This is a genomic window from Chitinophaga sp. W3I9 (assembly GCF_050434025.1).
Classification (GTDB): domain Bacteria; phylum Bacteroidota; class Bacteroidia; order Chitinophagales; family Chitinophagaceae; genus Chitinophaga.
The window spans coordinates 5,005,543-5,030,217 of record NZ_JBNPWC010000001.1; the positions used below are offsets into that span (position 1 = coordinate 5,005,543).

At 47.6% G+C, this 24,675-nt stretch carries 20 protein-coding genes; 8 read left to right on the plus strand and 12 right to left on the minus strand.

The features are described 5' to 3' along the window. Nucleotides 1-29: 29 nt before the first annotated feature. Both QFZ51_RS20500 and QFZ51_RS20505 read left to right on the plus strand, forming a co-directional pair. Nucleotides 30-887, plus strand: a complete 858-nt coding sequence (locus tag QFZ51_RS20500; RefSeq protein WP_429048425.1) for an efflux RND transporter permease subunit — start codon at nt 30-32, stop codon at nt 885-887. Further along, nucleotides 880-2,313: a TolC family protein gene (locus tag QFZ51_RS20505; protein WP_429048426.1), complete on the plus strand. Its 1,434-nt coding sequence runs from the start codon at nt 880-882 to the stop codon at nt 2,311-2,313. Before QFZ51_RS20500 ends, QFZ51_RS20505 begins: the two co-directional genes overlap by 8 nt. Before the next feature lie 85 nt (nt 2,314-2,398). On the opposite strand, the gene QFZ51_RS20510 is transcribed toward QFZ51_RS20505, so the two are convergent. Next, entirely contained in the window at nt 2,399-2,620 is a 222-nt protein-coding gene (locus QFZ51_RS20510; protein ID WP_429048428.1) for a hypothetical protein, read from the minus strand. Between the two features lie 144 nt (nt 2,621-2,764). Between QFZ51_RS20510 and QFZ51_RS20515 the strand changes: the two genes are divergently transcribed. The 5 genes from QFZ51_RS20515 to QFZ51_RS20535 all read left to right on the plus strand — a co-directional run bounded on the left by QFZ51_RS20515 (nt 2,765) and on the right by QFZ51_RS20535 (nt 7,118). Beyond that, complete coding sequence (locus tag QFZ51_RS20515) at nt 2,765-3,886, plus strand: acyltransferase family protein (protein WP_429048430.1); 1,122 nt, start codon at nt 2,765-2,767, stop codon at nt 3,884-3,886. 17 nt (nt 3,887-3,903) lie between these two features. Then, nucleotides 3,904-4,488, plus strand: coding sequence for a Crp/Fnr family transcriptional regulator (locus QFZ51_RS20520; RefSeq protein WP_429048432.1), 585 nt, complete (start codon nt 3,904-3,906; stop codon nt 4,486-4,488). Between the two features lie 70 nt (nt 4,489-4,558). Then, entirely contained in the window at nt 4,559-5,113 is a 555-nt protein-coding gene (locus QFZ51_RS20525) for a cysteine hydrolase family protein (protein WP_429048434.1), read from the plus strand. A gap of 102 nt (nt 5,114-5,215) precedes the next feature. Further along, a complete protein-coding gene (locus QFZ51_RS20530) occupies nt 5,216-6,118 on the plus strand; it encodes an NAD(P)H-binding protein (RefSeq protein ID WP_429048436.1) in 903 nt (300 codons plus the stop codon). Nucleotides 6,119-6,200: 82 nt separating this feature from the next. Further along, nucleotides 6,201-7,118: an AraC family transcriptional regulator gene (locus QFZ51_RS20535; protein ID WP_429048438.1), complete on the plus strand. Its 918-nt coding sequence runs from the start codon at nt 6,201-6,203 to the stop codon at nt 7,116-7,118. Between the two features lie 20 nt (nt 7,119-7,138). Here QFZ51_RS20535 and QFZ51_RS20540 read toward each other — a convergent pair whose 3' ends face one another. The 9 genes from QFZ51_RS20540 to QFZ51_RS20580 all read right to left on the minus strand — a co-directional run bounded on the left by QFZ51_RS20540 (nt 7,139) and on the right by QFZ51_RS20580 (nt 22,889). Beyond that, nucleotides 7,139-10,672, minus strand: coding sequence for a hypothetical protein (locus QFZ51_RS20540; RefSeq protein ID WP_429048440.1), 3,534 nt, complete (start codon nt 10,670-10,672; stop codon nt 7,139-7,141). A gap of 3 nt (nt 10,673-10,675) precedes the next feature. Further along, on the minus strand, nt 10,676-12,829 hold the full coding sequence (locus QFZ51_RS20545; protein WP_429048442.1) for a T9SS type A sorting domain-containing protein: 2,154 nt from the start codon (nt 12,827-12,829) through the stop codon (nt 10,676-10,678). An 18-nt stretch (nt 12,830-12,847) separates the two neighbouring features. After that, nucleotides 12,848-14,236 carry a RagB/SusD family nutrient uptake outer membrane protein gene (locus tag QFZ51_RS20550; protein WP_429048444.1) on the minus strand — a complete coding sequence of 463 codons (1,389 nt, stop codon included), beginning with the start codon at nt 14,234-14,236 and terminating at the stop codon, nt 12,848-12,850. 11 nt (nt 14,237-14,247) lie between these two features. Continuing rightward, nucleotides 14,248-17,580: a SusC/RagA family TonB-linked outer membrane protein gene (locus QFZ51_RS20555; protein WP_429048446.1), complete on the minus strand. Its 3,333-nt coding sequence runs from the start codon at nt 17,578-17,580 to the stop codon at nt 14,248-14,250. A gap of 173 nt (nt 17,581-17,753) precedes the next feature. Next, nucleotides 17,754-18,947, minus strand: coding sequence for a FecR family protein (locus QFZ51_RS20560; protein ID WP_429048448.1), 1,194 nt, complete (start codon nt 18,945-18,947; stop codon nt 17,754-17,756). Nucleotides 18,948-19,023: 76 nt separating this feature from the next. Next, nucleotides 19,024-19,617 carry an RNA polymerase sigma factor gene (locus tag QFZ51_RS20565; protein ID WP_429048450.1) on the minus strand — a complete coding sequence of 198 codons (594 nt, stop codon included), beginning with the start codon at nt 19,615-19,617 and terminating at the stop codon, nt 19,024-19,026. 122 nt (nt 19,618-19,739) lie between these two features. Then, nucleotides 19,740-20,660 carry a helix-turn-helix domain-containing protein gene (locus QFZ51_RS20570; protein ID WP_429048451.1) on the minus strand — a complete coding sequence of 307 codons (921 nt, stop codon included), beginning with the start codon at nt 20,658-20,660 and terminating at the stop codon, nt 19,740-19,742. 16 nt (nt 20,661-20,676) lie between these two features. Further along, nucleotides 20,677-21,474 (minus strand): SDR family oxidoreductase, encoded by a 798-nt coding sequence (locus tag QFZ51_RS20575; protein WP_429048453.1) that lies wholly within the window; start codon nt 21,472-21,474, stop codon nt 20,677-20,679. Nucleotides 21,475-21,581: 107 nt separating this feature from the next. After that, nucleotides 21,582-22,889 (minus strand): spondin domain-containing protein, encoded by a 1,308-nt coding sequence (locus QFZ51_RS20580; protein ID WP_429048455.1) that lies wholly within the window; start codon nt 22,887-22,889, stop codon nt 21,582-21,584. Between the two features lie 129 nt (nt 22,890-23,018). On the opposite strand from QFZ51_RS20580, the gene QFZ51_RS20585 reads away from it, so the two are divergent. Next, nucleotides 23,019-23,717, plus strand: a complete 699-nt coding sequence (locus QFZ51_RS20585; protein ID WP_429048456.1) for a peroxiredoxin-like family protein — start codon at nt 23,019-23,021, stop codon at nt 23,715-23,717. A gap of 3 nt (nt 23,718-23,720) precedes the next feature. On the opposite strand, the gene QFZ51_RS20590 is transcribed toward QFZ51_RS20585, so the two are convergent. Together QFZ51_RS20590 and QFZ51_RS20595 are read right to left on the minus strand one after the other, a co-directional pair. Next, nucleotides 23,721-23,990: a hypothetical protein gene (locus tag QFZ51_RS20590; RefSeq protein ID WP_429048457.1), complete on the minus strand. Its 270-nt coding sequence runs from the start codon at nt 23,988-23,990 to the stop codon at nt 23,721-23,723. Between the two features lie 9 nt (nt 23,991-23,999). Next, nucleotides 24,000-24,599: a sigma-70 family RNA polymerase sigma factor gene (locus QFZ51_RS20595; RefSeq protein ID WP_429048459.1), complete on the minus strand. Its 600-nt coding sequence runs from the start codon at nt 24,597-24,599 to the stop codon at nt 24,000-24,002. Nucleotides 24,600-24,675 lie beyond the last annotated feature (76 nt).

Genomic DNA, 24,675 nt, shown 5'->3' on the forward strand with positions numbered 1-24,675 from the left:
GCTTTATCAAATTCGATCGCCAGTATAAAGTGATCGTACAGGCATCGCCACAGTACAGGGCATTACCCGACGATATCCTGAAGCTTTACGTAAAGAACGACCGTGATGAGATGGTGCCGTTTTCGGATTTCATGAAAATGGAAAAGGTGTATGGCTTATCAGAGATCACCCGGCACAATATGTACAACGCCTCGGAAATCAGCGGCGCCGCCGCACCGGGGTATAGCAGCGGCGAGGCCATCAAGGTAATCAATGAAGTGGCGCAAAAGAGCCTCCCGAGAGGGTTTGGCATCGACTGGGCCGGTATTTCAAAAGACGAGGTGGCCCAGGGCAACCAGGCCATCTATATATTCCTGATCTGTCTTGGTTTCGTATACCTGATCCTGGCTGCACAATACGAGAGCTTTATCCTGCCGCTGGCAGTAATTCTCTCCTTACCTCCCGGTATCTTCGGCGCATTCTTTTTATTGAAATGCCTGGGACTGGAGAATAACATTTATGCGCAGGTAGCCATGGTGATGCTCATCGGTTTGCTGGGTAAAAATGCGGTGCTGATCGTGGAGTTTGCGGTGCAGAAACACCGTGCGGGGGAAACTGTGTTGAAAGCGGCCATGGAAGGATCAAAGGTAAGGTTCCGGCCTATTCTCATGACCTCCTTCGCGTTTATTGCAGGGCTGATCCCGCTGGTACTGGCCTCCGGCCCAGGCAGGGTTGGTAACCGTACCATTGGTACCGCCGCTGCCGGAGGTATGCTTTTCGGAACTGTTTTCGGCGTGCTGATCATACCCGGACTGTACTACATCTTCGGCAGACTTGCAGAAGGACATGCGCTTGTGAAAGACGAAGAAGAAAATCCTTTAACAGAAGAAATTGATAACAATGTATAAATTCAGGATACATAGCGGCGTTGGCCTGACTGGTATTTGCCTGGCCATCGCCAGTTGCAGGGTGCCGGCCAGCCTGCCCTCGGCTGAGAACAGGTCCGTTCCCGGGTCTTATAACGGCAACGGGGATACGACAAATACGGCAGCAATTGAATGGAGAAACTTTTTCACCGATAAAAACCTCGCGGACCTGGTAGACACCGCACTGAAAAACAACCAGGAGTTGATGGTCACCCTGCAGGAAGTTGAAATAGCCAGGAATGATATCCGGTTCAGGCAGGGCGCGTTACTGCCAACAGTGACTGCCAGAGCGGGTGTTGGCGTGGAAAAAGTAGGAAGATATACCAGCCAGGGCGCCGGTGATGCCTCTACGGAAATCACTCCCGGTAAAGAAATGCCCGATCCGTTAACGGATTTGTCTATCGGCGCTTATGCCAACTGGGAAGTGGATATCTGGAAAAAACTGCATAACGCCAAAAAGGCGGCAGTAACCAGGTATTTATCCACCGTGGAAGGTAAAAACTTTGTACTGACAAACCTCGTTGCGGAAGTAGCTAATTCTTACTATGAACTCCTGGCTCTCGACAACCAGCTCCTGATTGTTAAACAAAACATTGAGCTGCAAAAAAATGCCCTTGAGATTGTAAAAGTGCAGAAAGAAGCCACCAGGGTTACGGAGCTGGCCGTGCAGAAATTTCAGGCCGAAGTACTGAAGTCGCAAAGCCTGGAATTCGACATTCTTCAAAATATAAAAGAAACAGAAAACAAGATCAACTTCCTGCTGGGACGCTATCCGCAGGAGATTACCCGGGACAAGGGTAACTTCCTGAGCGCGGTGCCTCCGGCGGTAAGTTCCGGTATTCCTTCACAATTATTGGCTAACCGGCCGGACATTAAGAAAGCAGAATTGGAATTGGCTGCTGCTAAACTGGATGTGAAAATTGCGCGGGCAGAATTCTATCCTTCCCTGGGCATTTCTGCAGGAGCAGGATTCCAGGCATTTAAGCCGTCTTACCTGTTCAAGATGCCGGAGTCTTTATTGTACTCTCTTGCAGGAGACCTGGCAGGGCCGCTTATCAACCGGAATGCCATTAAAGCCGAATTCAGTAACGCCAATGCACGGCAATTGCAGGCCATATATAATTATGAGCGCACCATTTTAAATGCATACTTCGAAGTTTCCAATCAGCTTTCCAGCATCAGTAACCTGGAAAAGAGCTATGATCTGAAATCGAAACAAGTGGATGCCCTCACCCGTTCCATCGATATTTCCAACGACCTGTTCAAGTCGGCCAGGGCCGATTACCTGGAAGTGCTGATGACACAACGGGATGCTTTGGAATCCAAACTCGACCTGATAGAAACAAAAAAACAACAGTTGAATGCTGTGATTAATGTTTACAGGGATCTTGGAGGTGGCTGGAAATAAAATAGTATTCTGCATAAAAAAGCCGGCTGTGATAGCCGGCTTTTTTATGTTATAAAGAATTTTTCATGTCATTTCTGTTGATAGTTTACCTGGGCAACATGACATCCAATGACGCCAGCCGTTTCAAGTCGTAGTTAAACGGTTCCGGAGCTGTATAACTCCAATAAATACTCTGTTGTGAAGGTCCTGCCGGAGCAAGGAAGAACTGTATCCCGTTGCTATCTGCATCTACCATAATATGCGTAACATTATCAAGATTAACAAACTGATAGGTCTGTTCCTGGGCACATTTAAAAAGGAAAGCCATATTGATATTTTTGATACAAAATACAAAAAAGTTGCTAATAATATCCCTTCATAATACCTTCTTCACCAAAACTAACTGTATTTTATCAAAAGCTTTTCTTTGATGGTATGGTAAGCTATTTTAATCATACTATATTCAATCGTTATGGACAGCAGCCTGCTAAAATCAAAGCAACATTTTGAGGTACTGGATGGTTTGAGAGGACTGGCGGCTCTTTCCATTGTGGTATTCCACCTGTATGAATTCATGGTTCCCGATTATACCAAAAGTCCGATTGGCCATGGTTACCTGGCGGTGGATTTTTTCTTTTGCTTATCAGGTTTTGTGATCGGTTATGCCTACGATGAACGGGCGCCGCAACTCGGCCTGCGGACTTTTTTCCGTAACCGCCTGATACGCCTGCATCCTATGGTGATATGGGGCAGCGTAATTGGTTTGCTTGGCTTTATCTTCGATCCCTATATCGGTGCGGCTTCCGTTGCAGAAGCGGGCATAGGCAAAATAGTCCTTGCTTTCGTATGTTCGTTGCTGATGTTACCTTTTCCCTGGTTCCCGGGAAGAGGCAATGGGTTATTTCCATACAATACCCCGGCGTGGTCGCTGTTGATGGAGTATATCATCAACATCGTTTACGGGCTGGTATTGTTACGCGTTGCTAAGCGCTGGCTGTTGGTTTTACTGGGCTTGTCAGCCATATGGATTGCAGCGGTAGCCAGGTACCGGGGCTGGATCATTACCGGTTGGGATGCACCTACTTTTGCGGATGGTTTTGCACGGGTATCCTTCTCTTTCCTGGCCGGGCTTACGGTATATCGCTTTAACCTGATCGTCAGGAACCGGCTGAACTTTCTGCTGTTGGGCGGTTTGCTGATTGGCATATTTATGTCGCCTCACCGTACCAACGACTGGATTACCGAGATGATACTGGTGATGTTTGCATTTCCGTTACTTTTATCGCTGGGCGCCGGCGCCGCGGCGCATGGCTGGATACGCAGTTTCTGCACCTTTACCGGCCGCTTGTCTTATCCTTTGTACATGACGCATATATGGGCGGTATGGATCTTTGGTAATTATCTCAATGCAAAAAAGCCGGGTCAGGTAGAAATATACCTGGTGGCCACCGCTGTATTTGCGGGATCCGTTTTGCTGGCCTACCTGGTGCTGCGGTTTTATGATGAGCCGGTAAGGAATTGGCTGACGAAAGGCAATAAAAATATAAAAGAAAAGCGTTTACCCGTTGAAAGTTTAGCCGCTTCAAAAAGCTGATGCACAACAGATATTTTATGACCGACCTTGAACTGCTTAGAAAGAATATCGAACAGTACATCCAGATTACAGACGCGGAATTTGATCAGTTTACTGTTAATTTTCATCACAGGAAGATAAAGAAAAAAGCATTTCTTCTGCGGGAAAACGACACCTGCAAATATGAGGCTTTTGTAACCAAAGGCTGTTTCCGTATTTATTATTCTGACGAAAAAGGCGATGCCCAGATCCTGTACTTCGCGGTAGAAGGCTGGTGGGCAACAGATATAGACAGTTTTATTAACCAGAAGCCCTCTATCCTGAATATTGAGGCATTGGAAGACAGTGAAGTACTCCTCATCAATAAGCCGGATAAAGACTTCCTGTACGAAACGCTCCCCAAAGTAGAAAAGATGTTCCGGATCATGAACCAGAAATCACTGGTTACCTTTCAACGCAGGGTCATTTCTTCATTAGGCAAAACTGCCGATAAGCGTTACCTGGAATTTATAGAAAAATACCCGGACCTCGAACAACGCCTCAACCAGCAACAGCTGGCCGCCTATCTCGGTATATCACACGAATTTTTAAGTAAAATCAGGAAGAAGCTGTCCGGCAAATAGTGCATTTTTTGAACTAGTTCAAATTCCAGGAAATAGAAGCCCGCTACTTTTATGGCCTAAAAACAAGGATATGAAAAAAGCACTATTGATTATTGATGTACAGAATGATTATTTTGATGGCGGAAAACATGCCTTGGTAAATGCTGCGGAAGCTGGCAAACAGGCACAGCTGGTATTACAAACTGCAAGAAAACAGCATATGCCGGTTGTTCATATACAACACTTGGCCACTAACGAAGGCGCAGTTTTTTTCCTTCCCAACACCAACGGCGCTGACATACATCACTGTGTAAGTCCCGACCCGGATGAAAAGGTAATCATCAAAAACTATCCGAATAGCTTCCGGGAAACAGCACTGCTGGCATATCTGCAGCAAAACGGTATTACCAGTCTCGTTATTTGTGGCATGATGACGGATGTGTGCGTGGATGCCACCGTACGGGCAGCAATGGACCTCGGTTTCACCTGTATTGTTATCGGTGATGCCTGTGCTACCCGGAACCGTGAGCTGTATGGTAAAACAATAAAGGCCGAAGCAATAAACAGTGCTTACCTCGCCGGAATGACCGCCCTTAATGGCCTCTATGCAAATGTAATTACAGCGGCGGAGTTCATGGAGCTGTAGTACATCTCCCTGATTCCATCCTTTTGACTACAACAATGAGTACTTTGGCTACATCTGTTTTGTGATTGCTGCGGACCTTTGCATCAACAACAAAACAATTATATGAACATCGTACTTACAGGTTCGTTAGGGAACATTGGAAAACCGCTCGCACAGGATTTAGTGCAAAAAGGACATATGGTTACTGTTATCAGCAGCAATGCCGAAAGACAAAAAGACATTGAGGCATTAGGTGCAAAAGCGGCTATCGGCAGCATAAAAGACGCTGATTTTCTGTCAGTCGCTTTCAAGGGAGCAGATATCGTGTATGTTATGGAAACACTCGACGCTGCCGGCGGCTTCTTTGATCAGGACGTTGACTTCATCGCTACCATTAACCAGATTGGCCATAATTATAAACAAGCTATCCTGCAATCGGGCGTAAAGCGTGTGGTGCATCTCAGCAGTGTTGGCGCGCATATGGACAAAGACAACGGCATACTTATCTTTCATCACAATGTAGAAAACATATTAAAGCAACTGCCGGATGATGTTTCTATTAAATTTATGCGCCCTGTTGGCTTTTACACCAATATGTTTTCGTTTGTACGCACCATAAAAACACAAGGCGCTATCATACAAAATTACGGAGGCGCCAACAAAGAACCCTGGGTTTCACCTTTAGACATCGCAGATGTTATTGCTGAAGAAATGGAGCAACCTTTTGAAGGGAGGCAAATCCGTTATATCGCAAGCGACGAATTTTCGCCGGATGAAGCTGCTTATTTTCTTGGTCAGGCAATCGGGAAGCCTGATCTGAAATGGCTGGTCATCCCTGATGAACAGTTGCTGGGCAGTTGGCTGTCGGCAGGAATGAACCCGCAAATTGCGAAAGGATTTGTAGAAATGCAGGCCGGTATGGGTAGAGGTATGCTGTATGAAGACTATTACCGGAATAAACCAGTACTGGGAAAAGTTAAACTTACTGATTTTGTAAAGGAGTTTGCGGCGGTTTATAATCAATAGCAAAATGACTATCTTTAATTATTAAAAAATAAAACCATTAAGGAATTAAGGAAATCCTGGTTCCTTAATGGTTTAATATATTATGGCAGGTACAAAAACATACCGGATTAAAACAATCAGCGAATTTCATCAACTCCGGAATTTGCCAAAACCTGAGCACCCGCTAATCAGTGTGATAGATTATGCTACGATGCCGCATCCAGAAAACAGCGGGATAAACTGGATTTGCGACTTCTACTCTATCTCTGTAAAACGGGGCTTGAGCGGCAAGGTAGTGTATGGACAACAGGAATATGATTTCGATGAAGGTGTCATGTTTTTTATTTCACCCAACCAGGTTTTCAGGCTTGAAGTTAATCCGAACCTAACGGCAAAACGCTCAGGTTGGATGCTGCTGATCCACCCCGATTTCTTATGGAATACTCCTTTGGCCAAAACCATTAAGCAATATGAATATTTTGATTATTCTGTAAACGAAGCGTTGCTGCTTTCCGAAAAAGAAGAAATAGTTATCAATAACATCTTTCAAAACATTCAGCAGGAATATCATTCCAATATTGATAATTTCAGCCAGCAAATCATTATCCCGCAAATAGAAACGTTATTCAACTACGCTGAAAGGTTCTATCATCGCCAGTTCATTACAAGAAAAATTACCAATCACAAAATTCTAAACCGTTTGGAAGAATTGCTGACAGATTATTTCAGCAGTGATAACCTGATGGAAAAAGGGTTACCTACTGTTCAATATATAGCCGGTACATTAAACGTGTCACCTAAATATTTAAGCAGTTTATTAAAGGTACTGACAGGGCAAACGGCACAGCAACACATTCATGAAAAGCTGATTGAAAAAGCCAAAGAGAAATTATCCACTACCGATTTATCAGTAAGCGAGATTGCTTATGAATTAGGCTTTGAACATTCGCAATCATTCAGCAAATTGTTTAAAAGCAAAACCAATCTTTCACCTTTGGAGTTCAGGCAGTCATTCGGCTAATGGAATTCCTCCCGTTGCTATCACTCCGCGCGGAACTTTACTTCATTGGCCCAATGTGCTTTCCAATCGGGATGAAACGCCCTCGCATTCAATTTTGATACGCTCCTCTCCTTTGCCAGCTCCATGCAGCTGCCGGGCGCGCCGTTATCGTTTACCCTGAATGATAGCTTAATTGCCTGTCTTTTGTCAATGGCCGCCTTTACTTCCGGCAACTCCGACCATGGAATAGCACACTCTGTGATCAGCGTATTGCCCTCTCTGCGCACCGCTAGCTTCCCATTTCTTACCGGTCCTTCCCCTTCCGACCGTGGCTGTCGCGGAAAAAAGTGCTTACGGTTCAAGCCCGGCGCCAGCAACCGCCATATTTCAGTGCCACCGCCATATTCCGGCGACACCTGGTTGAGCGCATATTCGTAATCAGTACATTTATACCCGGTGTAACGCGGCATGGTACCTGGTGGATAAGCCAGCATCCCGTCTTTTCCTTCAGGCAGTACATTAAATGCCAGCAACACATTATCGTAAGCATATCCCAGGCCGGAATTATCCGGTGTTACCGGGTTTTTACGGTAGGTATAATGCCGCACTCCCGAAGGCCAAATCAGTGGAAACTTCACTTCTTTATTCACCAGCGATAACACAACACCAGCCGGCAATTGCGGCGGCACACCTACTATATAATACCCTGCCTTGCCATATACGTTTCTCCAGTTGCCACGGGTATCGAAATCTTCTTTTACAAAAAAACCGGCAGCAGCAGTAGGTGCATCGAATAACAACGCTGCCAGTTTGGGTGTATACCACCAGCCGTTGCTATGCAATACAATCCTCACTTTTCCGGAAAGCTGCAATACCTCCCAGGCGCCATTCCAGAGGTTGTTGATGTTGCGTTGCAACAAACGGCTGCCGTTACTGTATACTTCCAGTACTACGCCCGGCACACGCAACGCAGGCAGGTACAATGCCACCTGCGTGAGTGAATCCAATTGCAGGTCTACACCGAATGAATTGGTATTATCGCTGCTTTCCAGGTAATGCAGGATATGGCCATCACCGCCAGGGAGCTGCAATGCCGCTTCTCCTTCTGCAGGCGCATTGCCTTCTTTGCTGATCAGCGCCTCCTGCATATCCATGGCATAGGCGGTATCGGGATAAAAGAACTCATCGTCCGGGCGCTGTTCAAAACGGTAAGTGCCCGGATGCGGCGTGCTGTCCGCTGTTTTGGCGGCAAAATAAAAGTATTGGTCGTCGTATGCGAAATAGCCATTGGCATAGCCATTTGCACGGGTGTCAAAATTCTTGAAAGGATACCAGGCGGCTTCCGTTAAACTAACCTCCGCAACGCCCTGGCTGCTTACCGTTTGGGGCAATGCCGTTTTCCAGTCGTCCAGCTGGCCATCAACGTGTATGCTTAACCGTGAAATCAGGTTCACATGCATATCTTCATCATGCACTGCCATGCCATCTGCACCGGCATCAAAATGAACCGACAGCGGATAGGTATTGTTCACGGAAGTGTTTCCCCCCTTGATCTTTACAGGAATGGTAATGGTTTCATGCGGCGCCAGCTTCACCGTAGCGGGAGCTTCAATATCCAGATCTCCCAAAGTTATTTGCAAACGCCCCTGCACCGGACGGTTCAGAATATTGGTCACCTGGAGCGGCATAAGTGGTGATTGTTCAATACGTGCAGTCATATCTTCTGCGATGATTTCCACCGGCTCATAACCTTCTATGCGCGCGGTTTTCAGCGCCGCCAGCATAGCGGCAAACGAGCCTTTAGATCCGTTTGTCCGGAGATAGTATCCCTGGCTGTTCAGCGGAATTTCTAGTTTACCACCTGCCGGTAAGATAGGGTTACCGTAAAAATCGAATAACTGAAAGGCAGCAGGCAGGATCATCTTCCCCCCCGTTAAAGGTTCATAGATAACCGGCTTCCCGGATACCCGAAACTTTTCAGCAGCAGCGGTTTGCGCCAGTCCGCGTACTTCCCGGAAGAGCACCCGTTCCGGACCAAACGCCTCGCCTATATCGCCACATATCACTACGGTGCCATCGTCGGGATTTTTTTTAAGCCCGTCAAACACCATCACCCACGGCAGTCCTTTGGTAAACAACAGCTGCTTAAAATCCCGCTCTCCTACCAGGTGCTGCACGGCGCCCAGCGCGGCGGCCTGCGACCAGGTATCGGGAATACGCGTAATTTCTTTTACCCCGGCAGGCGTATTAATTTTACGGGTGAAATGTTCACTGCCCCGGCCACCGGTATACATATATCCTGCGTAAATACCCATAGAACGGTCGTAGCCAGCAGAACGGCTGGTAGCTACGGTGAGGCCTATACGATCATCGGTATTGCCCACCCAGCTTTCGGTATCCCAGATCTTCACACGACCGTGCGGCGATTTACGGTTCACCCATTCCGGATAAATAGCGGGCGACTCCAGGCCCTGGTAGTGGATCGAGCAGAAATCGAAGATAGGCAGGAACGTCATTTTACCATCTGCAAAAAGTTTATCCCAGGCATTGGAATTAGAATCGCCACCACCTACCAGCACGTCTGCTCCTCTTTTACGGGCATCCAGTACGGCCTGGGCCATTACCGTATATATTTCCCGGTAACGCGGAATATCCGATTGCCAGCCGGAAATAGACAAGCCTTCCCAGGGTTCGTTCCACAGGGATACAGCTGTTACCGGTCCTTTAGGCCAGCCATATTGCACGCAAAGCCGGTGTACAAATTCCTGGAAATCCTTATCGGACGAAGGCATCCACACCATGTCCTGTTTTGTTTTTTTCATCACAGCAGCAGTGTCAAGAAATGAACGGGGTCTGCCCAGTGGTTGCTCTGCCGATCCCGCTCCAAACATCAGCAACACGGTGATATTCTTCTCTCTGTACTCTTTTAATTTACGGTCAATCGCTTCCATTTTTGCCGTATAGTCTTTGGCGGTAGTGGGCGTATAGTCTACCCCCATGCGAATGGCCTGCACGCCCACCCGCTGCAGGAAATCAGCGCCCATATCATCAAGCGATTGCTTTGGATACTGTATCCGTTGCGGATTTGCGGCAAAGGTGCGTACCAGGCTGGTAATAAATCTTCGGCCATATTTGCCGAGATCCATCACCAGCGCATAACCACCAAAACGCAGGGGAATTACCGGAAGATGCTCGATGTTGACATATCCCTTCGGGGAAATATTTACCTTCACCGGCGTAGTGCTGACAATGGCAAATTTCACCATCTCCGGCTGCCATATGTCACCCGGACGGCCCTTGGTCCCATAGCTGATCAATTCTATTTTTCCTTCTACAGTTATAGGTTCGCTGAGCTGGTTTACCACCTGTATCGTATAGGCAGGCTGTTCTCCGGGCCACAACACATTGGTGGTGCTGGAAGCCTTCACCAGCATTACATCATAGTTATAATGCCGTTGGTTATTTCGTACGCCCATTACCGTTTCATAATTCACCCATTCTTCCGGTGCTTTCATCTGGGCCATGCCACTCACCGCGCTGATGAGTACCAGCACCGGCATCCATATATATTTCATCTGTTATTGCTTTATAAATTTACGCTGACCGATCATCTGACCAGTACCGGCGTCTGAAATCACCAGTATATAGGCACTCTGCGGTAAACTGCTTACATCTATCTTCCACGGTCCGCTACTTTTTCCTGGTATTGTTTTCACCATTTTTCCGGAGAGATCGTAAATACTGACCATACATGTTTTGGGCTTTGTTAGCCGGATGTCTACATTCAAAACATTCACTACCGGGTTAGGATATACGTTTAATCCCGAAGACAGTGTTACCAGTTTACCGGTGGCCAGGGAGCTGCTGCTATCCATGGTTGCCGGCGGCGTCCAGAGATATAACACTACCTTGTTGGCGTTGTAATCATCTTTGGTGATCATGTACTCGCCGGTAGATCGGTGATAGGCTTTGATACCATATTGTGAATCCACATCGTTGCCTACATATACGTTGGGGTTGCTGCTGTTCATGGTAAGCGCCAATGCGCCGGTGGTAAGATCAAAAACATCGATATCGGGAATTGCATAGTAGCCGACAAAAAGATAATTTCCTGCGGCCGACATTGACTTAGCCTGGGCGCGGCTCAGCGTAATAACGGTGTCGGGCGTACGATTTCCGGCTACCCATCCATGATATACTTCTATGCGGTTGCCGATCAGCGTCCAGTCGGTGCTGCCGCCGGCCAGCACCATCACATCACTGGCAGGGATGTATTGCAGCTGGTTTAACCGGGCGATGGTAGCAGGTGTAGGTGTGGATATCACCGGTCCCCAGATAGGCTTGCCGTTGCTGGCAAAACCCGTTAACGGGTAATGCTGGATCGCATTTGTTTTATCCTGGGAGATCCAGATATCACCTAAAGAATCAAGACAAAATCCATTCCTCACCTTGGAGATGGTATCGCCGGGTATAGCGATGTATCCATCTGTAGCAGGATTGAAATAGTATGTGTAAAACACGTCTGCGTTCTGGTTGTTGGCCACCAGGATCCGGTGGCCGCCTACATTGGCCAGGTGGCCAAAATGTTCGCCCCTGCCACGGTCGCTCATCTGTATCCGCGCATCCCAGGGATAGCGGTACGGATCCACTGTATTAGCCACATACGCGCCGCCATCTGTACCGGTATAGGAGTAAATGATATTGCCGCTGTAAAGCAATTCGCCGTCAGTGCCGGCATCAGCGGCGGCACAACCTTCAAAGTTCAGCGCCTGTAAAGTCCATAACAGTGAATCCGCCGTGCTGTAGCAATGAATATCAGTAGCCCCGTTCCTGCCCAGGTCCCATGTACCTCCCCAGGGATTGTTGAGCACATACAACTTACCGGAAACATCGCGGCCAATGCCTACTATCCGCGTAAAACGCTTGTCGCCCACAGCTCCGCGGATACCGCCCGTTTCATTGAGGTAACCGCCTAACGCACCAAAAGTTCCACTCAGTACGGGCGTTCCCGTTAGGTTAGTATAAATTTTGATATTCATATCCGGTCCCTGATCGCCTACCAGTAATTGTCCCCTGGCACTATCCGCATATAGAGCAGACGGACGCGCAGTGACGCCAACATTCAACACCGTGCCTGCCACACCGGTGGAGTCGAAACAGCGTATGGTACCGCCACCCAGCTGCACCACCCAAACAGCGCCGGCACTGTCGACCGCAATAGGCCCCGGCGAGGTAACGGCCCATTGTCTTATTAAAACGCCACCGGTGGTAAATACCGCCACGCGGTTGCCGCTGGAATCGCTGACATATACACGTCCACCGGAAACGGCTATACTGCGAACGGCATCACCGGTACCTGTGCTGGCAGTAAACAACAGGTCGCGCAGCTTAGTGCTGCGATTGTAACGTCCTATTTTACCGCTGTTGGGCGCCTGTTGTGCGGTAAAGATATAAGTGGCATTGCCACCAATAGCGCTGCCCTGTGATTCTTTAGTGCCGCCCATACCGCCAATGGTAGCCCCATTCTGATAGATGCCGATATTGCGTCCCTTTTCATCCCATAATGAGGCAGTATACACCACTCCTTCCGGCGACACCCACATGGAACGGGCGCAATTGCCTACATAAGTGGTTACATTGGAAAAAGTATTGCCTACCCAGGTGGTGGTATACTGTGCATAGCAGAAGGCAGCTGTTAACAACAGCCATAACGTGGAAATAATTCTTTTCATCTTTATAAATTTAAGATGTTAGTAGCCATGATTCTGTACCAGCCGCGGGTTACGGCCTATCTCCCTCAGCGGAACAGGCCACAATGCCTGTTCCGCGTTAATGCCCAATACTGCTTCTGCCCTGCCGGTACGCACCAAATCGTAAAACCGGTGACCTTCAAAAGCGAGTTCTTTGAACCGCTCGTTTTCTATCGCGAGAGCAAGATTAGTCTCCCCGCCATAGGGAAAGTCGTGTGCACCCGGTGCGGTTAATGGCTCTGCAAAAGCCCTGCGGCGGATGATGTTCAGCGCCTCTGTTGCTTCGGCCGTTTTGCCCAGGTTGTTCAGCGCTTCTGCCCTGACCAGGATGATATCGGCCAGTCGCAACGCAATAATATCCGGCTCTGTACCACTGGTTAAACGGGTATATTTATTTACATACGGCACCGCAGGGCTGGAAGTAGTCAGGCCCAACGCCGCATTCTTCCGGATATCGCCGGTTTCATAAGCGCCAATGATCTTTGCCGTAGGCGTTATCTGGTAACTACCGGGCTGTATGCCCGCAGGAATGCCATTCACCGGCACATATAAACTGAATAAGCCGTTGGCCTGTGAAGAAGAACTTACAAACTGTATTTCGAATATCGCTTCTGTACTGTTTTTGCCGCCGGTGGAGAACATATTGCTGTAGGCCGCAGCGCCGCTTACCAGCGTATATACCGGGCTATTCATTACTTCGAGCGCTTTGACAGCCGCGGAGTCATAATTTTTCACGCTCAGGTATGCCTTTGCCAGCAAGGCTTTGGCGGCACCCTGACTGGCCCGTCCCCTGGTAGATGCGGCCGCGGCAAACGTAGCAGGCAAAGCAGCTTCAGCTGCTTTCAAATCTGAAATGATCAGCTGAAAAACACTGTCGACAGGCGACCGTGCAATAGTAAAATCCGCATTAAAAGAAGTATAGGGCTCCAGTACCATTGGCACAGCGCCATAAGCTTTTACCAGGTTGAAATAAAAATACGCCCGCAGAAAATGTGCTTCTCCCAGCAACTGCTCCTTCCGCCCGCCTGTAAACAGGCTATCTTTCATGGCAGGCACATGTTTCAGCAAATCATTGGCGCGACCAATACCGGTGTAATTATTCTGCCAGTAGCTTGCCACAATGGCGTTATCTACCGGGATACCGTGATTGGTGAACGGACTGTAATTGATCAGTAAAGCGGTGGTGGCGTCCGAGGCGGCGTCGAAAGCCACCGGGAACTGCATCGACATACTTTGTATGGCCGGGTAAATGCCTACCGCCGCGCTTTCCGCATCGCTGGCAGTTTGCCAGAAGTTTTCATCTGCAATGGTATACTCCGGCACCTGGTCCAGTACTTTGGTACAGGAAGCAAATGCGAAGAGAAGATATATAAGTCGTAATTTTTTCATAGTGGCTGCTTTTAAAAGTTCACATTTAATCCGAGCAGGAAGGTGCGCGGCTGCGGTTGTACGGCCCAGTCGATACCAAGCTGCGAGTTCTTCACCGACTGGTTCTGCGACTCAGGATCCAGGCCGGAATAGCTGGTGATCAGGAAGAGGTTTTGCGCACTGGCATACACCCGGGCGCTGCTGATCCTTATCTTTTTGAGCAGCTCTGTCCGGAAAGTATATCCCAGCGTAATATTTTTCATCCTGATAAATGATCCGTCTTCCACGAAGCGCTGCGATACTTCACCGTTGGTTAAACTATTGGGCGTGGCAGGGTCGTTGAACACGGCCTTCGGCACATCGGTATTGGGGTTTTCCGGCGTCCAGCGGTTCAGCGTCCGTACGTCGCCGTTATTGTAGCCGCTCATGCGTTCCAGCATGTTGCGCGTTTGGTTGTATACCCTATTGCCGTACGACCAGTACAGGAAGAAGCTCAGGTCAATTCCCTTGTAACCAAAAGTATTGGTAAGGCCACCGGTATAATCCGGTAATGCGTTGCCGAGGATCACACGGTCGGCTGCCGTTATCCTTCCGTCGGCATTGATATCATCGTAGATCATGTTCCCGGTTTTAGGATCTACTCCTTTGCTACGATAGCCAAAGAAAGAGCCAACGGGCTGGCCTACACGAAAAATACTGGTGGGCAAACTGGTACCAAACGATCCGGGCAGGCTCTCTGTAAAATCGGAGCTGGAAGGGTCGCCAGCCACTGTTTCAGGCAGACTGGTAATTTTATTCCTGTTGAAATACAAGTTAAAGTTAGTGCTCCAGGTAAATTTGCCACGGATATTGTCTGTATTGATGCCTATCTCCAATCCTTTATTTACCATTTGCCCGATATTAGCGCCATTGGTGCGGTTAAACCCGGAAGTATAGGGAAGATCCAGTTTAAAGATCAAACGGTTGGTGAGTTTGCGGTAGGCATCTACAGTAACACTGATCCTGCTGTCCCAGAAACTCAGGTCCAGCCCGAGGTTGGTGGCGGTAGTCGCCTCCCAGCTAAGATCCACATTTGATAAAGATGTAGCGGCAATACCGGCTTCCGAACCATAATTATAGCCGGTGGAATAAGTGGCGAGTGCGGGAAAGTCACTTCCAAGTCCTTCATTGTTACCCGTAACGCCAATGCTGACACGCAGCTTCAGCTCATTAATAAAACGCTGCTGTTTCATAAAGGCTTCATTGGTTACCCGCCAGCCGGCAGCCACAGAGGGAAAGAATCCATATTTTTTATTTTCACCGAAGCGTGAAGAACCATCCGTGCGCAGTACTCCTTCCAGCAGATACCGGTCGTCGTAATTATAACTGAGGCGGCCGAAATAAGATACCAGTCCCCATTGCGAGCGGTAATCCAGTGGCGCAGAAAGGGACGTAAAACCGGTGACTGCCTCGATGATATCGGTTGAATTGGTATTGCCGGAAACACTGATCCTTCTCACATTCGCTTCCTGCGCGCTTTGACCAAGTAAGGCCGTTAATTTGTGTTTGCCTTTTAACACCGGCGTGTAGGATAATGTATTTTCATTGACCCATAAGAACTGTGTGAATACAGACACAAAGCCACTCGCGGCAGAACCGTTGTTCACCAGTTTCGACTGGTACCGGTCGTCGGTTACCTGCTGGTTATCGAAGCCAAAACTGGTTTTAAATTTCAGTCCCGGGAGGATGGTGTACTCGCCATATACATTGCCGATATAGCTGTTCACGATCGACTGGAACCGCAGGTTATTAGCGATCATCACGGGGTTTGTCCAGCGGCGGTTTTTATCGGCATAGTAAGTGCCGTTAGGATTGTAGATGGGATCGTTGGGATTTTCTATCAATGCCAGCGCCAGTACTGATTGTCCGGAGAAGCTGTTGTCCATGCGGTTGTTGGTAGATCTTACCCCTGTTAAATTTACACCGATCTTTAACTTGTCGGTAGCGGCAAAATCAAAGTTCACGCGGCCGTTGAAACGTTTATAGTGTTGCAGACCTACAATAGTACCTGTTTGATCCAGGTAACCAAGGGATACATAGTGTGATGTTTTTCCTGTGCCCCCGGAGATAGATAAATTATAGTTAGATACCGGCGCCGATCTGAAAATGGCATCCTGCCAGTCGGTGTTACGGCCGGTGTTCACTACCGCAGAATCTACCGGTAGTCCTGCATTAACACGCGATTCCCGGAACAGTTCTACAAACTGTTCGCCGTTCAGCAGCGGCAAACGTTTGGGGATGTCTGCCACGCCGGTATACATGTTGAAATTAAAACGCGACTTACCTTCCGCGCCTCTTTTGGTGGTGATGAGGATAACGCCGTTGGCGCCCCTGGAGCCATAGATAGCTGTGGCGGCGGCATCCTTCAGTATTTCCACCGACTGTATATCGTTGGGGTTAATGTTGTTGGTAGTTGCGATCCTTTGTCCATCACCGGAAACGCCGTATTGGGCGGCAGGAAGATTGCTCATGGGCACACCATCTATCACATACAGCGGGCGGTTTTCACCAAACAAAGAACCGTTACCACGGATACGGATATACGTTTCATCGCCGGGAGCGCCGGAATTCTGCACTACCTGTATGCCTGCTGCCTTTCCCTGCAAAGCGGCGTCCAGGCTGGTTACTGCAACGCCGGTAAGCTCACTGCCTTTGATGGAACTCACGGAAGAAGTCAGGTTCTTTTTTTGCTGGGTGCCATAGCCAATTACCACCAGGTCGTTCAGCGAAGCGCTTTGCAGCTTCAGCACAATGTTGATGAGCGACTGCCCCTTAACATTTACCTCTTTGGATTCAAACCCTACGTACGAACAAACCAGGATGCTGTTATCATCTGGCACGGCAAGGGTGAAGCTACCATGGCTGTCGGTAGTAATACCCAGCGACGTGCCTTTTACCCGGATGCTCACGCCTGGCAGCGGCGATCCTTTCTCGTCTGATATGTTCCCGGATACCGTGATCCGGTCCGGCTCCTTTCCGGCAGGAAGTGAGGTTGTTTTTTTAGTGATCACTACTATCTTATCCGTTATTTCATATTGGAGGGAGAGCTTACCCAGGAAGGATTTCAACACCTGTTCCAGGGGCTGGTCCCTGCATTCGAGCGATACGTTGTTAAATGCTGCTGGCTGATCGCGCCAGATAAAAGAATAGCCTGTTTGTTGCTTTAACAGCACCAGCACTTTTTCCAGTGGCACATTTTTTACGGAAATTGTTACCTGTTGTGCAGCAGCGTTCAAATGCAGCAGCAGGATGGTCATAAAGATCCATAGCGGTTTGGCGGGCCATTTCTTTACGGCCGGGAGAGTGCCTGTGGCAAGGAATATCATATTTTTCAGTCGTGGATTTTAAACATTAGCAATCATAAACGTGGAAATTTAGTCAGGTACGCACATAGCTTACCACGCCGGGGGCCCCCGGCAATTGGTTTTCAGCAGATGTGCTTACTACGGATGATCCGTGCAGCAATCAGGTCATGACATATCTGTTTTAAAAGAGTGATTTAATTGGCCTCCTGGTAAGGCATCACGGTAATAGTTCTTCCCTGTGTCTTAAAACGTACGATTTTGGTTAGTTCAAGTGCTTTTAGTAACTGTGATATCTTTGCTGTCCGGGAAACGATGCCGGAGAGCTCAATGCCGGACATATCCCCTTCATACTTTATCTCTATATCATACCATCGCGCTATCTGCCGCATGATGGTGCTGATGTCTGTATTCCTGAAATAAAACTCCCCGTTTTTCCAACCGAGTATTTCTTCCATGTCTGGTTTGTTCACGCTCAGCTCACCGGAAGCGTGATGCAGTACCGCCTGTTCACCGGGATGTAATATTCTGTCCGCGTTTATTTTTACTGCTCCCTGTACCAGCGTGGTTTTCACGGCAGCTTCATCGGCATAGGCCATTACGTTAAACGACGTTCCCAATACCTGCACGTCCATGCCTTTGGCGGTTACGATAAATGGTTTCCTGTCATCTTTGGCGATATCGAAGTATGCTTCTCCCGAAACTTCCACCATTCTTTTATCCTCCGGGAAAGCGGTGGGATAACGGATAGAAGAAGCCGCATTGAGCCAGACATGTGAGCCGTCGGGTAAAATAAGCTGGTACAGGCAGCCGGTGGGTGTTTGCATGGTATTGTATACCAGGCCGGTGTTCTTCTGTGAAAATTGTTTATAGGCCAACTGCCCGTTGGCCAGCTTAATTACCTGTGCGGAGCCCTGTTGAGCGATGGCGCCGTTAGCGGCGCTGTCGAGCGCTATGCGGGTGCCATCTCCCAGGATCAGCATAGGCCGCGCTGTTCCCCGCGGCGATTGCGACGCCTGCGCTATAGTACCAGTCCCTGTTTTTTTACGGTTATTCCACTCCCAACTTACAGCCAACAGTAATAAAAAGATAGCTGCTGCGGCGGCATATTTAAACCAGGGGCGTGCAACAATGGATGGTTTTGTACGATGTAAAACCGGTATAGCTTCACTTTGCCGCGCTTTCATCATCACTTCCAGCGCCATTTCTCCGGCGTCAAAATCTGCGCTTTCAGCATAAGCAGGATCATTAAAAGCCTCCTGCAACAATTGGGAGAGCAACGCCTTATTTTCCGGCTGCAGGGCCATGCTTCTGAACAACCGGATCTCTCCTGCGTTCAGCGTTCCGCTCATGTATCTTTTAAACAGATCTTCAAAAGTAATTTCAGACATATGCTGATACAGATTTAATATCTCCCGTTATAAGGACGGGAAACAAAGAAGGGGTAAGACAGTAAAACTGAAAAATTCATAAAAAATGATTGGAAGCCAGGAACAACAAGGCGAAAACACTTTCGGAATGCCGGCTTAAATACTCCCGGATGCTGCGCAGCGCCCGTACAATATAGGTTTGTGAGCTTACCACAGAAATATTCAGTTTCCGGGAGATCTGCACATGACTTAGCCCGTTAAAACGATGCAACACAAACACGGTCTTTACTTTCTCCGGGAGATGTTCGATGGCCTGCAGCAGGATCTTTTCCAGCTCCTTGTATTCCATACCGGACTGGGGGTCGCTAAAGGGAGCTTCGGAAAGATGATCGGCCAGGAATTCAATATTATCAGTATGCAGCACCTTTTTCTCCAGGTGGTCCATGATAAGATTGCGGGCACATACATATATAAACGTACCCACTTTTTCCACGCCGGGAAGCTTTGCCCGGTTGTTCCATAATTTGAGAAAGATATCCTGTGAGAGGTCTTTCGCCTGTTCGGGAGAACGTGTCAGGCGTAACGCCGTGCCATATACCTGTGGCCAGTATTGTTTAACGAGAACCTGGAAGCTCCGCTCATCTCCTTTTGCAACGGAGAGCAACAATTCCTGTTCATTAGCGTGGATCACGGATGGTATCGTGTTAATTATAACGGGTAGTGATGCATGAAAATAATACAACCTGTTCTAATTTACAAAACAATACTTCCGGCTTTTGAAAAGTGGCGGCTTTAGGGTAAGCGATCGCTGTTTTAATTATCCTGAAATGACTGCTTAAACGCTACCGGGGTTAAATTCGTTTTCCGCTTGAATAGTTTGTTAAAAGACTGAGGATGCTCAAATCCCAGCTGGTAAGCAATTTCAGCCACCGATAGTTGGGTAGACATCAGGTATTCCTTTGCTTTTTCAATCAGTTTTTCGTGGATATGCTGCTGGGCATTTTGCCCGGTGAGCGAACGTAGCATATCACTCAGGTATCGTGGTGAAACGTTTAGCCGCTCTGCTAAAAACTCAACCGAGGGAAGACCTTTCTGCAATCCTTCTTCTTTATCAAAATAACTATTGAGCAGCTCTTCTATGCCGGTAAGCAGATCGTGATTCACAGATTTGCGGGTAATAAACTGCCGTTTATAGAAACGATTGCTATAGTTAAGCAATACCTCAATGTAGGACACGATGAGGTCCTGGCTAAAAGCATCTATGGCATTATTAAGTTCTTCTTTTATACTCTCGACAACAGTAAAAATCTGCTGTTTTTCTTTGTCGGATAAATGCAGGGCCTCGTTGGTATCATAAGAAAAGAATCCGTACTGTTTAATTTTTTGCCCAATGGGATAGTTCCTGATAAAGTCGGGATGAAAAAGCAATGAAAACCCTTCATATACCGCTTCATTCGGAACGGTGATCAGTTGATTGGGAGCGGTAAACACCATTCCGCCTTCATCGAAATCATAATATCCCTGCCCATATCCCATTTTGCCTTTCTGATTGAGTTTATATGATATCTTGTAAAAATTCAGCAACAAAGCTTCCGGAAGCTGACTGGTATCAACTTTGATACTGGTGTTGTCGAAAAAACCAATCAAAGGATGCACGGGTTTTGGTACCCCCAATAATCTGCTAAGTTCAGAAATGGAATCTATTTTTGCAGGGATATTATTTGACTTCTTCATTTACCAAATTTAAGACTTAATTTCCTAACACACTTTTACCAAGCTCGATGCGGGCCGCTTCCTTACCAATTTCCAGGCGTCTGTTGTATAACGCATTTGCATACTCACCACCCACATAGGTAATTTTGTTTTGCCCGTCGGTAGCCGCTTCATATACTAATCCCGCTATTTCGTCTGCTGTTGAAAAAGCTTCAGGATCGAATAACGCAAACACTTTCTGCATCATGTCCTCGTAAGCCGGGTGACTGCCCATTTCCAGCGACCTGCCTGCAAAATCGGTAACAATACCACCCGGTGCAACGGTTTTGATGCCGATATTATGCAGGCTCAGTTCATAAGATAAAGATTCACTCCAGCCTTCCAGTGCCCATTTGGTGGCATGATAGGTGGAACCCAGCGGGAAGCCCACCAAGCCCCCGATGGAAGTGATCGTAATAAATAAGCCTTGTTTCTTTTCCCTGAAAAAAGGAATAAATGCTTTTGTAACTCTTATAACGCCGAGTAAATTGGTGTTCAGTTGTTTTACAATCTGCTCATCGCTCAATGCGTCCAACGCGCCCATCAGTCCATATCCCGCGTTATTGAGTACCACATCCACATCATATTTTGCGGTAACGTTTTTTACGCAATCGTTGATTTGTTCCGTATTGGTAACGTCGAGCGGCAGCAGGATCACATTTTCCAATTGTGAAAGCTCCGTTTCGTTTTCCGGCTTACGCATGGTGGCGATCACCTGCCATCCCTTGCTTTGAAATAACCTGGCAGTTGCTTTGCCCAGACCTGTTGATGCTCCTGTAATGAAGATCGTTTTCATTTGTCGATGTATTTAATTTTACATCTCAAAGGTCTGATACTATGGAAAGCTATATGTTGCCAAATTGAGTTTTGATGTAGCCGAAATGACGGGCGCCGTTATGCCAACTATTTAAAAGTAACCTTTATCATTTCCGGGATGCCTGGCAAGGTGGTAAATGGATTGGGATTGGGCACCACCGCAATTGGCTTGCTTTCTGTGAGCGGCGTTCCTGCTAAATTGAACTGTGTTACGCCTGCTCCCGGGAACTGATCAACCGCAGTTCCATTGTTATATAAGGTAATAGCGGCGGAAGCATCGCCTTTTTTAAAGGGATCAATGCCATCTGCACCGGTGGCGAAGAACCAGTCGTTAGAGAACCCATACATGGTAGCTATTGCCACTCTGTCGCCTTTTGTAACGGTAATTTCCTGGGAAACATTTCCCCCGGCCTGCTCCCCTATCTTTGGAAGTAATACCGTGGTGTTGGGCGCAGGAAGCACATACACCGATTTAATGCCACTTTTTGTTTTTAATGAAGCGGCGAGTATATTCGCATTCCCTTGCTGGGCCAGTTCTTTCAATCCTTCGTTCCGGTCATTCTCTCCCACTTTAAACAACGGATCTTCTATTCCGTTATACACCACTACCAGCACCGGAGACAACGGTGTAAATATACCAGTGATGCTGCTTATATACGTTTTCAGCGGCATGTTATTCCCCGCTTCTGCGATGGAGGTTAAACCATTGGCAGAGGACATTCCTTTAACATACAGCGGGGACGGATTGAGTAAATTGCCGCCTGCGATATAGGATATGGCCCATACACCAGGACTTAAAGGCGTTTCGTTAGCCGTTCCTGCCGAAGTATTCCGGAGGGTCAGGGTAAACTCTGAGTTCCCGTTATATTTCAGGGTTGCTTTTACCAGTTTGGAAGCAGGGAGATAGGTATTTCCCTGGGCATCGGTACCACTGACTTCCGAGATGTTTTTATTTTCAGCAGTTCCCGGATGGACTACACCAGCACCTGGCGCCTGGTTTATACGGGTGCCATTATCCCATAGTTTTACCTGTGAAGAAACGTCGCCTTCAATAGGTTTTCCGTCCTGGTCATATACCAGTATCCCTGGATTTTCCGGTGCAAAAAACAAATCGTTGGATGCGCCATACATCGTTGCAAAGGTGATGGCCTCACCTTTGGCGGCAGAAAATGTGATGGCAGCGGATTGGCCCGGTAAAATCAGCGCCGGTGTTCCGGTTCCCTGGAAGGCGCCGGATTCTACCAGGGGCCGGGAATCTAAAACGTTTTCAATGGTGATGGTTGTTTTATCACTCGCACCATCCGGACCATCTGAATGATCTTTCTTACAGGCAGGCAATGCCAGGGGTATCAGCGCAGCAGCCACCCAGGGGGCAATTCTTTTTATGTGTTTCATGTTGTATGGTCTTTCCTGCTTTGTCGGAAAGCCGGTTTATTCCTTACAGTCTTTTCTATCTTTTTAAAGTAATTCTTTTTGTAAGGACCGGCGGGTTCATACGACTAAAGCAAAAAATCTACAGATCATATGAAAACAAACATTAAAAAACACAACTACTTCAGCGTAGCCAGCTGGAAGAATGCCTGCGTTGTGTTCGCCGTGATGGGTCTTTTAAATTCAGGTGATACTGCGATGGCGGGCACCACAACTGTAAAAGACACGGTAGAAATGGTGGCAGGTGTTCCTGTAAAACCGGAAGACATCAGTCCCCTGCTGATAGGCGAACCCATACCCATGCTGCAACTGCCCACCTCTTCAGGGAAACGTTTTGACTTGAATAAGTCGGTGGCAGAAAAGCCGGCCATCCTCGTTTTTTATCGTGGGGGTTGGTGCCCCTACTGCTCAAAACAACTGTCGGGGTTGCAGGAAATTGAGCAGGACCTTGTAAATATGGGGTACCAGGTGATTGCTGTCAGCACGGACAGCCCGGAAAATCTTAATAAAACATTGAACAAACAAAAACTGACTTATACGCTTTTATCAGATGCAGACCTGGACGCTGCCAAAAAATTCGGGATTGCTTTTAAAGGACCCCGGGACTATGATTCATTTTTGGGGGAAACTTCCGGAGGTAAAAACGTGAACAAATTATTGCCGGTACCATCCGTTTTTATTATCAGCAGGAAAGGCACCATTCTTTTTGAATATATCAACCCGGATATTACCCAACGGGTAAGCGCTTCCTTGTTAAAAGCGGCTGCCGGAGCCCTGCGTGAGGAGATATAAATGCTATCTCAGTTTATCATCTATGCTCTTTTGCAGTTCCTGTTTGAATTTATCATCCAGCTTCCGTTCAGCCTGGCCAGCTGAATGGAAGAAATTGTGTACCATTTGATTGATGATGATGCTTTGCTGCTGGAATGTTTTGCAGATGGAACAACCTGCCAGGTGGATTCTCAGTTCCAGTTTCTCACGGAGCGTAATGCGGCCTATCTGCTGCTTCTCAATCAGGAAAGTGGCTTTCCGGCAGTTATAGGCGATCTTTTTTAATTCATTCATAGCGGTTGATTAAATCCAGTTTTTTTGAAGACAGGCGCGAAGATTTACTTTTGCCCGGTGTATGATCACCCAAAAATTTGATGCAGATACTTTTAAGGTATTGCAGATGGTTTCGGTAGATTCATCATCCATATGCTTCATCGTAAAAACCGAAAGCCATAACACCGGCAGCTTCTTCATGCATAGCTGCAGTATCCGCTGAAACTCTTTATTTTCCAGCGCATCAGGCCGTTCAATCCCTAATTCTCTTGGCCGGTGCTGATCATTCCAGTGCCCGTCGATGGCATCGAAAAAATCCTGGTGTTCCTGTTCAGCATCGCTGAGGTTAGCGCGTTTGGCGAAGGCGGAGGAGTTTTTGCGATAAACATCTATCACCTTGAATTTTAAAATGGCGGTAAGCCAGGTCCGCTCTGTGCTTCTGCCTTCAAATGTATCAACCTTTTCCAGGGCAGCAAGGAAGGTTTCCTGTACCAGGTCTCTCGCTTGCTCTTCATCATTAATGCGTGTAACGGCATACGTATACAGGTAATCCGCATACTTATTCACCCACGAATGCGGATCGAGTGTGTTGCCGCCGGCAATGATACCTTTGTTCTGATCTCTTTGCATATATGAATTTACGAATATATTTTTTTCCGGTTTCCCGGTAGCGGGTATTAGTCGGAGAAGACGGAAAAACCTTACA

Coding starts and splice junctions, on each gene's coding strand:
- QFZ51_RS20515 (WP_429048430.1), top strand. CDS start 2,765: ATGGACAGCAGCCTGCTAAAATCAAAGCAACATTTTGAGGTACTGGAT.
- QFZ51_RS20520 (WP_429048432.1), top strand. CDS start 3,904: ATGACCGACCTTGAACTGCTTAGAAAGAATATCGAACAGTACATCCAG.
- QFZ51_RS20590 (WP_429048457.1), bottom strand. CDS start 23,990: ATGAATGAATTAAAAAAGATCGCCTATAACTGCCGGAAAGCCACTTTC.
- QFZ51_RS20550 (WP_429048444.1), bottom strand. CDS start 14,236: ATGAAAAAATTACGACTTATATATCTTCTCTTCGCATTTGCTTCCTGT.
- QFZ51_RS20585 (WP_429048456.1), top strand. CDS start 23,019: ATGAAAACAAACATTAAAAAACACAACTACTTCAGCGTAGCCAGCTGG.
- QFZ51_RS20555 (WP_429048446.1), bottom strand. CDS start 17,580: ATGATATTCCTTGCCACAGGCACTCTCCCGGCCGTAAAGAAATGGCCC.
- QFZ51_RS20545 (WP_429048442.1), bottom strand. CDS start 12,829: ATGAAAAGAATTATTTCCACGTTATGGCTGTTGTTAACAGCTGCCTTC.
- QFZ51_RS20570 (WP_429048451.1), bottom strand. CDS start 20,660: ATGAAGAAGTCAAATAATATCCCTGCAAAAATAGATTCCATTTCTGAA.
- QFZ51_RS20580 (WP_429048455.1), bottom strand. CDS start 22,889: ATGAAACACATAAAAAGAATTGCCCCCTGGGTGGCTGCTGCGCTGATA.
- QFZ51_RS20510 (WP_429048428.1), bottom strand. CDS start 2,620: ATGGCTTTCCTTTTTAAATGTGCCCAGGAACAGACCTATCAGTTTGTT.
- QFZ51_RS20575 (WP_429048453.1), bottom strand. CDS start 21,474: ATGAAAACGATCTTCATTACAGGAGCATCAACAGGTCTGGGCAAAGCA.
- QFZ51_RS20560 (WP_429048448.1), bottom strand. CDS start 18,947: ATGTCTGAAATTACTTTTGAAGATCTGTTTAAAAGATACATGAGCGGA.
- QFZ51_RS20540 (WP_429048440.1), bottom strand. CDS start 10,672: ATGAAATATATATGGATGCCGGTGCTGGTACTCATCAGCGCGGTGAGT.
- QFZ51_RS20505 (WP_429048426.1), top strand. CDS start 880: ATGTATAAATTCAGGATACATAGCGGCGTTGGCCTGACTGGTATTTGC.
- QFZ51_RS20530 (WP_429048436.1), top strand. CDS start 5,216: ATGAACATCGTACTTACAGGTTCGTTAGGGAACATTGGAAAACCGCTC.
- QFZ51_RS20535 (WP_429048438.1), top strand. CDS start 6,201: ATGGCAGGTACAAAAACATACCGGATTAAAACAATCAGCGAATTTCAT.
- QFZ51_RS20595 (WP_429048459.1), bottom strand. CDS start 24,599: ATGCAAAGAGATCAGAACAAAGGTATCATTGCCGGCGGCAACACACTC.
- QFZ51_RS20525 (WP_429048434.1), top strand. CDS start 4,559: ATGAAAAAAGCACTATTGATTATTGATGTACAGAATGATTATTTTGAT.